The organism is Sphingosinicella sp., assembly GCF_013911755.1.
In the GTDB taxonomy this organism is placed as follows: domain Bacteria; phylum Pseudomonadota; class Alphaproteobacteria; order Sphingomonadales; family Sphingomonadaceae; genus Sphingosinicella.
On sequence record NZ_JACESP010000017.1, the window covers coordinates 54,821 to 70,623 of the forward strand.

Genomic DNA, 15,803 nt, shown 5'->3' on the forward strand with positions numbered 1-15,803 from the left:
CACAATGGAGGAACCGAAGGCAGCCGAGGAACGTTCTTCATCGCGCATCACATGGGCATCGATTCTTCCACAGAGACCTCCCCAGCCGGCGCGCAGATGCTGCCGCCGCCCCCCCCGCCCGGAATGATCGAGCGCCTGTCGGTCTTCCTCGATTTCGATGGCACGCTTGTCGAACTTGCACATGCCCCCGATGCGATCCGGATCGCGCCGGGGCTGATAGACATGCTCGAAAACGCAGCTGCAGCCCTCGAGGGGCGGCTCGCGGTCGTCAGCGGCCGCGCGCTGGCGGACCTCGACCGCCATCTCGGCACGCGCCGCCTGACCCTCTCCGGCTCGCACGGCGGCGAACTGCGCCTCGCCGCCGCAAGCGCGAACGCGCCTCCAGGCTCGGCATTCCCGGAGCAAGCCCATCTGGAAGCGAGCGCGTTTGCCGCCGCGCACGGGCTTCTGCTGGAAACCAAGCCGCTCGGCTTCGCCTTTCACTATCGGCAGACGCCGACCGCCGGCGCAACCGTGGAGGCCTTCGCGCGGCAGCTCGGCACGCGCTACGGACTTGCGATGAAGGCCGGAAAGATGGTCGCCGAACTCATGCCTCCTGGCATCGACAAGGGCGGCATCGTCGCGTCGCTGATGGCAACGCCCGGCTTCCGGGGGAGCACGCCCGTCTTTATCGGCGACGACCTGACCGACGAGGACGGCTTCCGGGCGGCCGCGGCACACGGCGGTTTCGGGATTCTCGTCGGCACGCGCGCCGCGACCACCGCGACGGCGCGCCTTGGCGATGTGAATGCCGTTCACACTTGGTTGGGGCACCTGTGAGCAGCCTCGATCTCTGGCCCGTGGGCAATTGCCAGGTGAGCGGGCTCATCGACACCGCCGGACGTCTCGTCTGGGGCTGCGTACCGCGCGTCGACGGCGACCCCACGTTTTGCGCGCTCCTGAACAATGATCCCGGCGACCACACGAACGGCGCCTGGGCGATCTCGCTCGAAGGGCAGGTTTCTGCGCGGCAGTCGTATCGGCGCAACGCCCCCATTCTGGTGACGCGGCTCGAGGACGAGATCGGCGGCGCCGTCGACCTCATCGATTTCTGTCCGCGTTTCGAGCGCTCGGGACGCATGTACCGGCCGATCGCCTGGGTACGGGTCGTGCGGCCGGTCGCGGGATCGCCGCGCCTCAGGATCCATCTTGCGCCGATGCGCGGATACGGGCGAGAGCTCGCGCCGCGCACCAGCGGCACCAACCATGTCCGGTACCTGCTCGGCGACCAGACCCTGCGCCTGACAACCGATGCACCGGTCGGCTACGTTCTCGATAGCCGCCCGTTCCGGCTCGAACGCCCCCTGCACTTCTTCCTCGGCCCCGACGAACCCTTCACCGGCAATGTCGCCTACGAGGTACAGGCGATGCTTGACCGCACCGAGTCCTACTGGATGCAGTGGGTCCGGGGGCTCGCGACGCCGCTCGAATGGCAGGATCATGTGATCCGGGCCGCGATCACGCTCAAGCTCTGCCAGCACGAAGAAACCGGCGCGATCGTCGCCGCACTGACCACATCCATCCCCGAGGCATCAGGCTCGGGGCGGAACTGGGACTACCGCTACTGCTGGATCCGCGACGCCTATTACACGGTGCAGGCACTGAATCGGCTCGGCGCACTCGACGTTCTCGAAAAATACCTCGCCTATCTCCGCAACATCGTCGACGCCGCCGACGGCCAGCTTCAACCGCTTTACGGCGTGTCCGGCGAGCGCACACTGGACGAGACGATCGCGGGCAGCCTCGCCGGCTATCGCGGCATGGGCCCCGTGCGGATCGGCAACGCCGCCTACACGCAGGTCCAGCACGACGTGTACGGCCAGATCGTGCTGCCCAACATCCAGGCATTCGTCGATCGGCGATTGCTGAGGATGGGCAACCTCGACGACTTTCATAGCCTGGAGCACGTCGGCGAAATGGCGTGGCTGCGGCACGACACGCCCGACGCCGGCCTGTGGGAATTCCGCACGCGCACCGCCGTCCACACCTACAGCGCGGTGATGAGCTGGGCGGCTTGCGACCGGTTGGAGAATGCTGCGCGCATTTTCGGCCTTGAAGAGCGCGAACGCCACTGGCGCGGTCGTGCCGCCGCGATCCGCGACACCATCGAGACGCGCGCGTGGTCGGAAAGCGCGGGGCACTTCGGTGCCTCCTTCGGCGGCAGCGAACTCGACGCGAGCCTGCTCCAGCTGGTCGACCTGCGCTTCCTCCCGGCGGACGACCCCCGCATGGCCGCCACCTTCGCGGCCGCTGAAAAGGCACTGCGCCGCGGCGAGCACATGCTGCGCTACGACACGGAGGACGATTTCGGCAAACCGGAAACCGCGTTCAATTTCTGCACGTTCTGGCTGATCGAAGCGCTCCAGCTGAGCGGGCGCGGCGAAGAGGCGCGCGCGCTCTTCCAGCGAATGCTCGAACACACGACGGACGCGGGGCTGCTTTCGGAAGACATGGATTTCGAAACCGGCGAGCTGTGGGGGAACTATCCGCAAACCTATTCGCTGGTTGGCATCATCAATTGCGCAGGATTGCTGTCGAAACCCTGGAGTACCATCCGATGAACCGCCTTATCGTCGTTTCGAACCGCGTTTCCGTGCCCAAAGGGGCCGATTCGAATGGTGCTCAGGGAGGCCTCGCCGTAGCGCTCGGCGCCGCGCTCCGCGAACACCGCGGCATCTGGTTCGGCTGGTCGGGGAATGAAACCGAAACGTTCACCGGCCATCTCGACATGCAGCGCCAGCACGGCGTGACGACCGCCACGATCGACCTCGAACATCAGGATATCGATGAATATTACAACGGTTACGCGAACCGGACGCTTTGGCCGCTGTTCCACTACCGCGTCGATCTTACCGAATATGAACGCAGCTTTGGCGCGGGTTATGAACGGGTAAACCAGCGCTTCGCCGACAGCGTAACGCCCCTGGTGGAACCGGACGACCTCGTCTGGATCCACGACTATCACCTCCTGCCGCTCGGCAAGTTCCTCCGCGACCGGGGGATGCGCAACCGGATCGGACTGTTCCTGCACATCCCATGGCCGCCGACGCGCCTGTTCGTTTCGTTGCCTTTCCACGAGCGCCTGGTCGAGCACATGCTCCACTACGACGTGATCGGCTTCCAGTCGCAGGAGTGGCTCGAATCCTTCAATCATTACGTCGAAAAGGAGCTAGGCGGGACGGTTTCGGACGATGGCACGATCGAATGGCAGGGCCGCCGTGTGGTGGCGCGCGCCTTCCCCATCGGCATCGATTACACCGAGTTCATGGCGGCTACCAAAAGCGACATCGCCCGACGCGCGTACGAACGGCTGAAATCAAGCGCCGACGGGAAGAAGGTCATCATCGGAGTTGACCGGCTCGACTATTCCAAGGGCCTCGTCGAGCGCTTCGAATCTTACCACCGCTTCCTGACCGAACATCCGGAGGCGGCAAAAGACGTCGTACTGCTCCAGATCGCACCCCCCTCCCGCGAGGACGTGCATACCTATCAGGATATCCGCAACACGCTGGAGCAGTCGGCCGGCCATATCAACGGCGCCCATGCAGACGTCGATTGGGTGCCGATCCGCTACGTGAACCAGGGCTATTCGCGGGCCGAACTGGCGGGCTTCTACCGCGCTTCCCGTGTGGGCCTCGTAACGCCGCTTCGCGACGGCATGAACCTCGTCGCCAAGGAATATGTCGCGGCGCAGGACCCGGAGGATCCCGGTGTTCTCATTCTCTCGCGTTTTGCGGGCGCCGCGCCGCAGCTCGCCGACGCACTGCTCGTCAACCCGCACAGCAGCGAAGAGGTGGGCGATGCGATCAACACCGCGCTTTCCATGCCGCGCGATGAGCGCATCCGGCGCTGGCAGAGCATGATGCAAAGCGTTCGCGACGAGGACGTGATCGTCTGGCGCGACGACTTTGTCACCGCGCTGAAAGGCCCGTCCGCGAATGCCAACCCGCACCAGGCGGCCGCATAACAACAAAAGGGCCGGAGACGTTCGCCCCCGGCCCTTCTTATTGCACCTCAACAGGTTCAGGCGGCTTCGCGCTTGCCCTCGATCACCTGCGGACCGCTCTGCCCCCCGATGACGACCTTGCGCGGCTTCTTCTCCTCAGGGATCTCGCGGACGAGATCGATGTTGAGAAGGCCGTGCTCGTAGTTCGCGCCCGTCACCTTGATGACGTCGGCGAGCTGGAAACGTCGCTCGAAGGCGCGCTTGGCGATGCCGCGGTGCAGGAACTGGCGGTCGCCGTTCTCCGTCTCGGCGGTCTTGCCGGTCACGATCAGCGTGTTTTCCTGAACGGTGATGTCGAGTTCGCTCTCCGCGAAGCCCGCCACCGCCATCTGGATACGGTAGGCGTTATCGCCGGTTTTCTCGATGTTATAGGGGGGGTATCCGCCGCCTTCATCGCCGCGCGCGGCGAATTCCGCGAGCCGGCTGAGGTTTTCGAAGCCGATCGACGAGCGAAGCAGCGGGGTCAGATCGAATGTACGCATGTCCATATCCTTTCAATTCAAAGCAATATGCGGTCCTTCAGCCCACCATATGGCTGGGCCTTGCCGGACGCTCGGACCCCATTTCGGGCATCCCTTCGCCGGCGCTGGTGAGGTGGTTGTTAACCCCTTTTGTTTCAAGATGCCCGTTGACCCGGGAACGACAAGGCGCGATTCACTCGCGGCAACGATGATGAACGAACACACGCCGATCACAGCGAAGCTGGTGGCCGCCCTTTATACGGAGGCGATGCTGCTTGCCGACGAGGCACGCGGCTACTTCGATTCCGAAGGCCAGTTGGAGCGCGCCGCGCTCGACCCTGTGCTGCGCGTCGCTTACTCGTGCGAATCGCTGCGCGTGACGACACGGCTGATGCACGTCGTTTCGTGGCTGCTCGTCCGCAAGGCCGTGGCGGCTGGCGAAATGACCGAGGCAGAGGGCGAAGCGCCCGAACGTCGCCTCGGCCGTGCCGGCGATACCGAGCTCGACTCCACGCGCCTCGGCCAACTTCCCCCGCGCGCCCGCGAGATCATCGAGGCGAGTCGCGACCTCTACGAGCGCGTGAAGCGCCTCGACGACCAGTTCGCCACCGAAGTGCCGCTCTCCCCGGCACGCGCGCTGCTCGGGCGGCTGGAGCGCTCCTTCTAGGGCCTTCTAGGCCTTGCGTGCCCGGCAGGGGCTTGCCACTGTCGCGCCCATGACCCTTCAGCCGTTCCATCTGGCCTTTCCCGTCGATGATCTTGCCGCCGCCCGCCGCTTCTACGGCGATCTGATGGGCTGTCCCGAGGGGCGCTCGTCCGACAGCTGGGTGGATTTCGACTTCTTCGGCCACCAGATCGTTGCGCATCTCGCCCCGGCGGGCAGCATCCACCGCAATCCCGTGGATGGCGACCAGGTGCCCGTGCCGCATTTCGGTATCGTGCTCGACTGGGCTGCCTTTCACGCGCTTGCCGATCGACTTCGCGCCGCGGAGGTGCGCTTCGAGATCGCGCCTCACATCCGCTTCGCGGGCGAGGTCGGCGAGCAGGCGACGATGTTCTTCTTTGATCCCAGCGGCAATGCGCTCGAATTCAAGGCGATGCGCACGCCCCAAAACCTGTTCGCGAAGGACTGAGCATGGCGGCAAACGGCAACGAGCGCAGCCCCAACATCGCGCTCCTCATCGATGCCGATCAGGGCGGGCAGAAGTATCTGGATGCGGTCCTGACCGTGCTTGCCGAGCTGGGTACCGTGAACATCCGCCGCGCTTACGGCAACTGGTCGAAGCCCGAACTCGGCACGTGGGAGCCCGTGTTCCACGCCTATGCGATCATGCCGATGCAGCAGTTCGACATCGCCAAGCGCAAGAACGCAACCGACATGGCGATGGCGATCGATGCGATGGACCTGCTCTATTCGGGCCGGGTCGACGGCTTCGGCCTGATGTCGTCAGACAGCGACTTCATGCCGCTCGCGATGCGCATCCGGCAGAACGGGCTGCCCGTCTACGGCTTCGGCCGCGCCAGCACGCCCGAATCCTTCCGGCAGGCCTGCACGCGCTTCATTGATGTCGATGCGCTGATGCCGGTTGCCGACAAGGCGCCCAAGGGCGAGGTCGACGACCAGCTCATCGACCTGTTGATTGATGCCTACAACGCCGTGAAGCGCGACGAGCAGGGCTATGCGCGCCTCGCCGAGGTCGGCAAGATCGCCGGCAATCGATCCTCCTTCGACGTGCGCAACTACGGCTTCAAGCGGCTCTCGGAACTGGTCGAGGCCGTTCCGAACTTCGTCACCGAGCGCCGCGAGGACGGCACCGTCTTCATCAAGCGCGTGCGCTGATCAGCGCGACGTCACCGCATAAAGCGCCACGGCCGCCGCGTTCGAGACGTTGAGGCTCTCGACGCGCTTCGAAATCGGCAGTTTCGCGAGCACATCGCAGTGCGCGCCGACATTCTGGCGCATTCCCGGGCCTTCGGCGCCGAGCACGAGCACGATCGGCATGTCGGCGAGCGTATCCACGAGCACCTTGTCCGCATCGCCGGTGAGCCCGATCCGCCAGTAGCCTGCCTTCGCCAGCTCCTCGAGCGCCCGTGACAGGTTCGTCACCCGCACCCAGGGGACCACTTCCAGCGCACCGGACGCCGCCTTCGCCAAAGCGCCCGATTCAGGCGGCGCATGGCGGTCCTGCGTCACCACCGCCGCCGCCCCGAACGCCGCCGCAGAGCGCAGTATGGCGCCTACATTGTGCGGGTCCGTCACCTGATCCAGCACAAGAATCGGCCCATCAAGCCCGACTACATCCTCTATATGAAGATCGTCGAGCGGCTCCACCTCCAGCACCAGCCCCTGATGCGGCGCATCGGCCGGCACAAGCCGCGCCAGGTCCGCCGCCTGCCCGATCTCCACCGGAAGGCCCTCAGGCAGGTGGAACTTCTGCGCGATGTCGCTCGTCACCCAAAGCTTGCGCGGGACACGGTCCGGGTTGCCGAGCGCCGCCTCGACCGCGTGCTTTCCATAGAGGCGCGGGTACTTGAACGCGCCGCCGCCCTTCGCCTTGCCGGATTTACCCCGTCTACCCATCGCCGTCTTCCCGTTTCGCCGCGACGCTGCGCGCGTCCTTGCGGCTCCTTAGCCCGCGCGTCTCCCCACTCCAACCCTCTGTTCGGTGTCGGTGGACTAGGGTATGAACGGTGCGTCAACCGGAAGGGGGCTTCCATGGCAACACTGGCACAACGGCGCCCGGCAGCCTCTGCCGACCGCTGGTTCTTCACATCGACGGCGCTGCTGATGCTCGCGCTCGTCTTCATCGGTTTTGCGCCAAGCTACTATCTTTCGGGGATCTTGAAGCCGCCGCCGGGCCTGAAGCCTGCAACGACGCTTGTTCACGTCCATGCCTTCCTCTTTTCCGCTTGGATGCTGCTGTTCGTGCTGCAGACGCAGCTTGTGGCATGGCGGCGCACCGATCTGCATCGCCTGCTCGGCACGATTGGCTTCCTGATTTTGCCGGTGATGATCGTAATCGCGACGGTTTCCGCGCTCCATGGCGTCCACAGGGCATCCGGCCCCCCTATGATCCCGCCGCTCACCTTCCTTGCCGTGCCGCTGCTCGACGTTCCGGTGTTCGCGTTGCTGATCGGCGGAGCGCTCGCCAACCGCCGCACGCCCCAGATGCACAAGCGGCTGATGTTAATCGCGATGATCGGCATGATGAGCCCGGCGATCGGGCGAATGCCTCTGCCCCCGCCCTTCGTGGGCCCGGTGGCGATCTTCGTGCTGCCGGACCTCTTTCTGTTCGCGCTCGTGCTGTTCGACCTGATGGCCATGGGCCGTGTCCACCGCGCGACCGTCTGGGGCGGACTGCTGCTCGTCGGCTCGCAGGTTCTGCGCGTTCTCGTCTGGGAAACCGAGGGCTGGCTGGCCTTCGCGCGCTGGGCGTCGGGGCTCGTTGCGTGAAGCTGCACATCACGCGTTGACATCGCCGCGGCCATTCGCCATCTAGCCCGCCTTGCCGCGCCCGGCTCACTGCCGGGCCGCCCGCCCTGTGGAGGGGTGGCCGAGTGGTTAAAGGCAGCAGACTGTAAATCTGCCCGCATAGCGTACGCTGGTTCGAATCCAGCCCCCTCCACCATCACACCCTCCGGCGCACAAGAGGCATAGCCCGCCGCTCAGGGTAAATCGGCATGTTTCTTCCAGGCCTCCACGGCCTGTTGCCGGGTGTGGACATGCAGCTTGTGGTAGATTCGCTTCAGATGATGCCGGACCGTCTCATACGAAAGGTTGAGATGCCGGGCGGCGACCTTTGTGGGATGCCCGAGACACAGTTCGGCCATTACCTCCTGCTCGCGCGGGCTTAGGAGCCTAGCGACGCCGCGATCCGCGTCGTGGGCAATGTGCGCGGAAAAGTGGTGCAGGATTGCGTCCCCCGCCCCCGACCGTTCATCCCGCGATATCTCTTGAAGAACAGCCTGAACGTCTTGATCTGCATCGAGGAAAAGACGCACTGCGCCGGTGCCCTCCACCTGCTTCATGGCTTGACGTATAGCAGTATCGGCCTTGCCGCGATGTCCGCCGGCCAACGCCGCAGCCGCTGCATCCAGAAGTCCACCGGCGCCCATCAGAAGACGTCCGCTTTGCGCGGCACGAATGGCAAATTCGTGCGCGAGATTATAGGCGCGCTCGGCGTCGCCCGCATGCAGCCAATAGCGGGAAAACAGCCGTACCAGCGCTTCCGTCTCAAGCCAGGGACGGACAAACCATGTCCGGTGCTGATCAAGCACGGCATCAAGCTTCGCAGACCGAATCAGTTGTTCGCATCCACTCCTGTCCCCCGCCGTCAGCCTCAGCTCGGCACCAACCGCCGGCGCGATGACCGACATATGCGGCAAGGCTTCTTCGAGCGCGTACTGATAATCATCGTCGAGATCCGACAGCGCCTGCTCGATCTCGCCGCCAAGGAACAGGCACCGCACCCTCGTGCAGACGGCGTACACCTGCGTACTCAGCAGCGAATAGGCTATCTGCCTCGGCACGGCATCGAAATGCGCCAGCGCCACATCGAGCATGTTCTGCTCGAAAAAGCTCTGGCCGAGAATGGCGGTGCAATGCCGCCGCATGAAGGTGTTGCGCATCTCTCCGGTGTCCGCGAGGCGTTCGAGAACGACGCGGGAGTAGTGCTCGGCATCGCGCGAATGGCCTTTGGTGATGGCGAGGAAAGATAGGTGATTGGTGATCCACACAGTGTTGGGCGCATAACGTTCGGTTTCGAACAGCGCCTGCAACTCCTGCGTCCGCCGTTCGGCGAGACTGACCGATCCATAGTCACATAGCGGAATCTGCTCTGCCGGCAGGCAGATACCAAGGTAACGCGGCTCTTCATATCGCAGCGCGAGGGATTTTTCCCGTAGCTTCGCGATCTCTGCCCAGGGCGCGCTCAGCATGGCGTAACGTGTCTCGGAGCAATTGCGGATTGCCCTTATGAGATCCGTGGTGAACTGATACGTCTCGTCGCCGGAATTCGCGTGCGTGTTACTGCAAAGATAGTCCAGCCGCTCGAAATCGCCCAACCAGTCCGAGGATATGCCCTCCATCGCTTGCTGTATCACCCGCAGCTGTCGCAGCTTGGGTCGGGCCGTCACGACGCTCGCCGGAAGCGTGGCGAGAAACGCTCCGGCAGCAGCGACGCCTTCGCTGATCACGAGAAGTGCGCCGCCTGCTTCCTCGAGAATGTCTACAGTCAGATCATTCTGGCCCGACAGACTCGCGTGGTGAACGGCCTTGTGCAGGTCGTTCAACGCGGCAAAGTGCTTCGCGGCCCTTCCGTGCAGCGCATTGGGCGCAGACGGCATTCTTACGGCAAGTTCCTGACGCAGAAAATCGCGAAGTAGAGGATGTAGTCGCAGGGTTAGTGGTTCTTCGGCAATCGTGGTGACGATCGGGCTGAGGTTGAGCGCCGCGCGCAGCAGCCTTTCCGAGGCGTCGCTTTGTGTGACGGCCCGGGAGGAGGCTACATCGACATCCGATAGGATCGAGATCTGCAGCAGAAACTCCTGCAACTCCTGCTCCTGCCGCGCCAGCACCTGCTCTGCGATGTAGTTGAAGATGCTGACCCGGTGCTGGCCCCTCGTGGGCGGAAATCCCGTCTTCTGCAGCGCTTGGCCTTCAAGACGCAGCAGTTGCAGGATGACCGGCCAGCCATCGCACTGTTCCAGCAGATCGCCATAGTAATCCGCATCCCCCATGTCGGCCATGAGGCGCTTCGTTTCCGCCGGGTTGAACTGCAGCTCATTGGCCTTCACCAGTCGCGTTCGCGCGTCGACCAGCAGCTTGGAGAGGCTGATCTTCGGAAGTTCGCGGGTCGCCACGAACAGCTTGCAGTTCGAAGGCAAAATGCGAATGAAGAATTCGAGGAAGCTGTCCGTCTCGTCCGAACTCGCGCACTCATACTCATCGATGAATATCGAGACGGGGCCACATTCGGAAAGCGACGACGCGATATCGCTGAGGCCGAATTCCGGCATGGACGGAAACATGCCTGCCCGCTGGAAACTCGCCGCCAGATCGACGAGGAACGCCGCGGGCTGGACGTGATCGACCGTACAGTTGAGCCACGCGGAGCGGAAGCCCAGAAGCTCCAGCGCGTCCCTGATCTGCACGAGCAGCGTCGTCTTGCCGTATCCTGCTGGTGCCGTGATGATCGTGGAGCCTGCGGCCGCCGGTGCACCCCGCAGCGCGAGCTCGATCAGCCGCTCTCTTTCAACCGCATCCGAAGCAGTTCCGAGCGGCAGGAATTTCATGCAGCTGCGCTCCTCAGAAAAGATCCGATCGCGAAGCGGCCCGTTTGATCGGCCGCATCACGATGCTCGACGTGATGCTCCGCACGCTCGGCAGCTTCAGCAACGTATCCATTGTCAGCTGCGCCATGTCTGCCATGTCGCGGACCACCGCCCTGATCAGTATGTCGTGGTTTCCCGTCAGCGCAACGCATTCGACAATGCGGTCGTCGCGGGCGATCCTGTCGAAGAATATCCTGGCGTCGGTTTCGATGCGCTGATCGAGATCGATCATGATGTAGAGCGAAATACTCGGCCCGAGTGCCGCCGGATCGACGACGGCAACATAGGCGCTGATGATCCCCGCCTCTTCGAGTGCGCGTGTGCGGCGCAGGCACGTGGACGGAGACATGCCGACGCGCGCAGCAAGGTCGATGTTGCTGAGCCGCGCATTCCGCTGCAGCTCCCGCAGAATTTTCCGGTCACCTGCATCGAGCGTTATGGTCATTTTCGTCATTTATGAGACTTATTTGATCCAAACCATCCGAAATTCGGAAAAATCATGGCATATCTGGCGAGACTCTTCAATCCATGCCTCCTAATCTCACGGAAACAACGGGATAAGGACCCCACGCCGCCATGACGCACGATCGAACCCCCTGCCTTGAGATCACGGCGGAAGCGTTGGATCGCGACCCATATCCAACCTTCCGGGCGCTGCAGTCGGGGTCGTCCGTGGGCTGGGTGCCGGATCTCGGCATGTGGCTCGTCGCCGGTTACCGGGACGTGGAGACCATACTTCGCAACACCGACGATTTCGTGACCGGAACGCCGGATTCGCTGATTTTCGACACGTTCGGCGAACACATGCTGACTGCCGAAGGGGAGCAGCATGAACGATTCAAATCCCGGTTCCGCGGGGCGTTCAGCCCGGCTCGCATCCGTGCTTCCATGGAGGAGAGGACGGATGCGTGTTCGCGTAGGCTCATCGACGGCTTCGTGAACGACGGCAAAGCCGAGTTTCGTGCCGCCTACGCAAGCCGGCTGCCCGTGCTCTCGATCCTTTCGCTGTTCGACATCCCACTTGAGGAGGAAGCGAAACTGCGCCTCTGGTATGATGGCTTCGAACGGGCACTTTCGAATTTCGCGTGGCGCGAGGACGTTCGGGCGCGGGCGCAGGGTTACGTCGGCGCGTTCCATGCGCTCATCCGGCACCACATCGCGCGGGTGCGGGCAGCGCCCGACGACAGCCTGCTCAGCCAGGTCGTCAACGACCCGAGCGACGACCGGCTGGATGACGCCGAGATTTGCAGGAACGCGTCCATCATCTTCTTCGGCGGTATCTCGACAGTGGAGGCCGTTGTCCTCAATTGCCTCTATGCCCTGTGCACGCATCCCGATGCGCTCGCCAGCGTGCGCCGAGACCCGGCCCTCGTCCCGCAGGCCATCGAGGAAACGCTGCGCTGGCTTTCGCCGGTGCAATCCGCCACGCGCCACGTCGTTCGGGATTTCACGCTCGGCGAAACCAATTTTCGCGCAGGCGACATCGTCAACTGTATGCTCGGCGCGGCCAATCACGACCCGCGCGTTTTCGATGAGCCCGCCGCCTTCCGACTGGACCGGACGAACGTGCGGAAGCATCTGGGCTTCGCGCTCGGCCCGCATTTCTGCCTGGGATCGAATCTCGCGCGCCTCGAAGCCATCACCGCCATCCGGCATATCCTCGAACGCTGCCCGGATATGCGCCTTTCGGCCGATCACCCCGCGGAAATTCGCGGCTTCGAATTCCGGCAGCCGACGGCGCTGCATCTTGTATGGCGGGTATAGGCGCCTTCGCATCAGCCTTCAGAGACGGACGCTTCGAAGCGCCGCCCCGCTCGACAGATCAACGAGAGTGCGTGCCGCCGCGAGATCCTGAACGATGTGGCCGAGCGAGCGGTACAGCGTGATATCGTCATCACATATTCTGCCTGCCGTGCGCCCCGAATAGACGTCGCCGATCTCGGCAACAATGTGGGCGTCCGTCACCACGCCGTTTTGGAGCAGCGAACGGAATTCGCCGGCTTCGGCGAAAACAGACGCGCGGCTATCGGCGATATAGCGCGCGCGGAGCACAAGATCGGCATCAATCTCCGCCGCATCGCTTCCAGCAAAGCCGACGACATTGATGTGGGTTCCGGGGGCGATCCAGCGACCGTAGAGGATGGGTTCGACCGCCGCTGTCGTCGTGCACACGATGTCGGCGTCGGAAACGGCATGTGCGACGTCTGTCGCAGCAGTGCACGGAACTGCGCACGCCGCCGCGATACGATCAGCAAAGCGCGCGCAGCGTTCCGGATCACGCCCCCACACGCGGACGCGCTCGATCGAACGCACGGTGAGGATCGCGCAGATATGCGTCTCGGCCTGCTCGCCGTATCCCAGCACTGCAAGCGTTCGGACATCGGGCCGGGCGAGGGCATCGGTTGCGGCGGCGCTCGCCGAAGCCGTCCTGATCGCGGTGAGCGCCGCAGCGTCGATGACGCTGCGGAGGCTGCCATCCGCAGGATCGAACACCGCGACGAGGCCAAGGTGCGAAGGCTTGCCATGCCTGACGTTGCCGGGAAACAGGCTGATCAGCTTGGCGCCGAACATGTCGCCTTCGCCAAGGCTGCCCGCCATGGCGCCAAACATGTTGCCGCCCGCAAGATCCAGAAACGCCCGCGGGACACTCGGCGCACGTCCTTCTGAGAACGCCACCATGGCATCGCGCATCGCAGCGATACAGGCTTCGTACGAAAGATGTGCCCACACATCGCCCGCACCGAAAATGCGGACGTCCCGGCCCTCATGCATGGTCAAGGAACCCTCCGCATCCGGTGGAAACGAATGGTGCCTCCGCCACGCTTGCGGCGAAGGCACCATGATCAGACCTGAAAATCAGAACTTGTAGGAACCCTGAACACCGAACTGCCGCTTCGGGCTCGGAATGCGCGAATGCAAGCCGTCTCCGAAGGAATTGGCGAGCGCCTGCGTCGGATAGCGTGCGTTCGTAAGGTTATCGACGTAAGCACCGATCGAAAACCCGCCTCGTTCGACGAACAAACGGGCGTTGATGAGGTTCTTCGCGGGCGTCCGCAGCGTGTTGGCGGCATCCCACATGATCGAGCCGCGCCGCACGAAGCTGCCGTTGAAGCGAACGTCGAATTCGTCCGCCAGCGGGATCACGTAATCCATGCTGAGGCTTGCCGTGTACGCGGGGCTCTGCGGAGCGCGGTTGTCCTTGTAAAGCGCGGGCGCGGCATCGCTGAACCGCTTGATCGTCGCATCCGAAAGGCCAAAGCCCGCGTTGATGGTGAGCTGCGACGTCGGGCGGGCGGCCAGCTCAACTTCAAGGCCGGAAATATCCACCTTGCCGATGTTCACGACGTTCTGCGACGGCGGACTGACCGTGATGAAGAAGAACTGCTGATTGTCGAACTTGATGTGGAATGCCGATGCCGACAATGTCAGGCGGCGGTCCAGGAAATCGCCCTTCATGCCGATTTCGAAGCTGTCCGACGTTTCCTTGCTGAACTGCCGATCTGCGCCAGCGGCAAAGAACGCGTTAAAGCCACCGGACCGGAAGCCGCGTCCGTAGCTCGCGAAGACGTTGAGATCGTCGGCGATCTTGTATTTCAGCTGCAGCTTGGGCTGAACGGCCTCGAACGTATCGCCCGCCTCCGAGGCTGCGCCGATCGCCGTATCCACGGACCGGCGCTTGTCGCGGTCGTAGCGCATACCAAGCGTCAGTTCGAGGTCATCGGAGACGTCGGCGCTCACCGAACCGAACGCCGCAATCGACTTGCTCGTGCCCGCATCGAAGCTCTGGATGGCGAAGGTGCCGTTCGATTGGCCCGTGCCATCGTCGAAGGGAATGAGCAGGAAGTTGTCGGTGTCGCGCTTCTGGTAATAGAGGCCGACAAGCCACCGCAGCCAGCCATCACCCTGCGAGGACAGCCGCAGCTCCTGCGTGAACGCCTTCACGGTCAGATCGAGATCCTGGAGCAGGAACGGTGTCGGCGAGAAATCCGCATCGCCAAACAGATGCGCGTCGCTGCGGCTGTAGCCGGTGATCCATGTGAGCATCGCGGCGCCGAAATCATAATCGGCCTTCAGCGAGAGGTCGTAGATCTCGCGCTTGTCGAACGTCAGGACATTGCGATTGATCAGCGACGTATCGTAATCGTCGAAATTGGCATTTCCGACGATCTCGAGCGATGGGGCGCCGGCGCGCTGATGCAAATAATTGCCCCTGAGGTTGATCTCCAGCCGGTCAGTCGGCGTGAAGATGAGGCCGGCCTTCACCAGGTAGTTCTCGTCGTAATCCGCCTTGCGGTCACCATCGCGCGCGGTCTGATCGCGCAACTGCCCTTCGTAGTCGCGCATCGAAGCGGCGAGGCGGAACAGCAGCTTGTCCTTGACGAGCGGACCCGAGATGGCACCGCCGACGCGGATATCGTTACCGCTGGCGTAGGAAGCGCGGACCATGCCTTCGAGTTCGTTGGTCGGGCGCCGCGTCGTGATATTGAGCGCGCCGCCGATGGCATTGCGGCCGTAGAGCGAGCCCTGCGGGCCGCGCAGCACCTCGATCTGCTCGATATCCAGCAGTTCCTGGTTGACGAAGGTGGGATGCGAGACCTGCACGCCGTCGATCACGACCGCGACCGGGGCCTCTCCCCCCTGCGCCGTCGGGATACCGCGGATCGTCATCTGCATTTCCGCCGGCCTGAAGGTCGGCGTGAAGAACATGTTGGGCGTGAGATTGGCGAAGTCCGTGACGTCGTTGATGCCGGCGTTCTCGATGGTCTGCGCCGTGAACACGGTGACGGCGTCGGGAACCTCGATCTGGCTTTCCGCGCGCTTGCGCGCCGTGATGACAATTTCGCTCTGCTCGGGCTCGGCAGCGACGGCCGGTGCGGCGGCGACAAGCAGGCCGGCCACCGAAACGGCAGCCAGAATCCGCGTTCGAACGGTATCCATCATATTCCCCCTTTTATGTGCAACCG

The 15,803-nt window shown here is 63.6% G+C and carries 14 protein-coding genes and 1 tRNA gene; 9 read left to right on the top strand and 6 right to left on the bottom strand.

The annotated features are described in order from the left end of the window. Positions 1-96 precede the first annotated feature (96 nt). The 3 genes from otsB to otsA are packed head-to-tail and all read left to right on the top strand — an operon-like array spanning position 97 to position 4,006. Positions 97-819 (top strand): trehalose-phosphatase, encoded by a 723-nt coding sequence (gene otsB / locus H2052_RS12455; RefSeq protein WP_293782110.1) that lies wholly within the window; start codon positions 97-99, stop codon positions 817-819. Then, entirely contained in the window at positions 816-2,600 is a 1,785-nt protein-coding gene (locus H2052_RS12460; RefSeq protein WP_293782112.1) for a glycoside hydrolase family 15 protein, read from the top strand. The genes otsB and H2052_RS12460 overlap by 4 nt, the downstream gene beginning before the upstream one ends. Continuing rightward, positions 2,597-4,006, top strand: coding sequence for an alpha,alpha-trehalose-phosphate synthase (UDP-forming) (gene otsA, locus H2052_RS12465; protein WP_293782114.1), 1,410 nt, complete (start codon positions 2,597-2,599; stop codon positions 4,004-4,006). The genes H2052_RS12460 and otsA overlap by 4 nt, the downstream gene beginning before the upstream one ends. Before the next feature lie 56 nt (positions 4,007-4,062). On the opposite strand, the gene H2052_RS12470 is transcribed toward otsA, so the two are convergent. Further along, positions 4,063-4,527: an Hsp20 family protein gene (locus tag H2052_RS12470; protein WP_293782116.1), complete on the bottom strand. Its 465-nt coding sequence runs from the start codon at positions 4,525-4,527 to the stop codon at positions 4,063-4,065. A gap of 190 nt (positions 4,528-4,717) precedes the next feature. Between H2052_RS12470 and H2052_RS12475 the strand changes: the two genes are divergently transcribed. Genes H2052_RS12475 through H2052_RS12485 form a run of 3 tightly spaced genes read left to right on the top strand, consistent with a single transcriptional unit; the run spans position 4,718 to position 6,346 of the window. After that, positions 4,718-5,173: a DUF1465 family protein gene (locus H2052_RS12475; protein ID WP_293782118.1), complete on the top strand. Its 456-nt coding sequence runs from the start codon at positions 4,718-4,720 to the stop codon at positions 5,171-5,173. Positions 5,174-5,222: 49 nt separating this feature from the next. Then, positions 5,223-5,639: a VOC family protein gene (locus tag H2052_RS12480; RefSeq protein ID WP_293782120.1), complete on the top strand. Its 417-nt coding sequence runs from the start codon at positions 5,223-5,225 to the stop codon at positions 5,637-5,639. Between the two features lie 2 nt (positions 5,640-5,641). Continuing rightward, the gene (locus H2052_RS12485) at positions 5,642-6,346 is read left to right on the top strand and encodes an NYN domain-containing protein (protein WP_293782122.1); all 705 of its coding nucleotides are present in this window, start codon (positions 5,642-5,644) and stop codon (positions 6,344-6,346) included. Here the strand turns inward: H2052_RS12485 and rlmB are convergent, their stop codons facing one another. Beyond that, positions 6,347-7,087, bottom strand: a complete 741-nt coding sequence (gene rlmB / locus H2052_RS12490; protein ID WP_293782124.1) for a 23S rRNA (guanosine(2251)-2'-O)-methyltransferase RlmB — start codon at positions 7,085-7,087, stop codon at positions 6,347-6,349. Between the two features lie 135 nt (positions 7,088-7,222). Between rlmB and H2052_RS12495 the strand changes: the two genes are divergently transcribed. After that, the gene (locus H2052_RS12495; protein WP_293782126.1) at positions 7,223-7,960 is read left to right on the top strand and encodes a hypothetical protein; all 738 of its coding nucleotides are present in this window, start codon (positions 7,223-7,225) and stop codon (positions 7,958-7,960) included. A 90-nt stretch (positions 7,961-8,050) separates the two neighbouring features. Then, positions 8,051-8,135: transfer RNA gene (locus H2052_RS12500), tRNA-Tyr, on the top strand. 37 nt (positions 8,136-8,172) lie between these two features. Here the strand turns inward: H2052_RS12500 and H2052_RS12505 are convergent. Beyond that, positions 8,173-10,800, bottom strand: a complete 2,628-nt coding sequence (locus H2052_RS12505) for a LuxR C-terminal-related transcriptional regulator (RefSeq protein WP_293782128.1) — start codon at positions 10,798-10,800, stop codon at positions 8,173-8,175. A 13-nt stretch (positions 10,801-10,813) separates the two neighbouring features. Then, the gene (locus H2052_RS12510; protein ID WP_293782130.1) at positions 10,814-11,293 is read right to left on the bottom strand and encodes an Lrp/AsnC family transcriptional regulator; all 480 of its coding nucleotides are present in this window, start codon (positions 11,291-11,293) and stop codon (positions 10,814-10,816) included. A 122-nt stretch (positions 11,294-11,415) separates the two neighbouring features. On the opposite strand from H2052_RS12510, the gene H2052_RS12515 reads away from it, so the two are divergent. Continuing rightward, positions 11,416-12,603 carry a cytochrome P450 gene (locus tag H2052_RS12515; RefSeq protein WP_293782132.1) on the top strand — a complete coding sequence of 396 codons (1,188 nt, stop codon included), beginning with the start codon at positions 11,416-11,418 and terminating at the stop codon, positions 12,601-12,603. An 18-nt stretch (positions 12,604-12,621) separates the two neighbouring features. On the opposite strand, the gene H2052_RS12520 is transcribed toward H2052_RS12515, so the two are convergent. Further along, on the bottom strand, positions 12,622-13,611 hold the full coding sequence (locus H2052_RS12520) for an ornithine cyclodeaminase family protein (RefSeq protein ID WP_293782201.1): 990 nt from the start codon (positions 13,609-13,611) through the stop codon (positions 12,622-12,624). Between the two features lie 84 nt (positions 13,612-13,695). Beyond that, positions 13,696-15,777 (bottom strand): TonB-dependent receptor, encoded by a 2,082-nt coding sequence (locus tag H2052_RS12525; RefSeq protein WP_293782134.1) that lies wholly within the window; start codon positions 15,775-15,777, stop codon positions 13,696-13,698. Between the last annotated feature and the right edge of the window lie 26 nt (positions 15,778-15,803).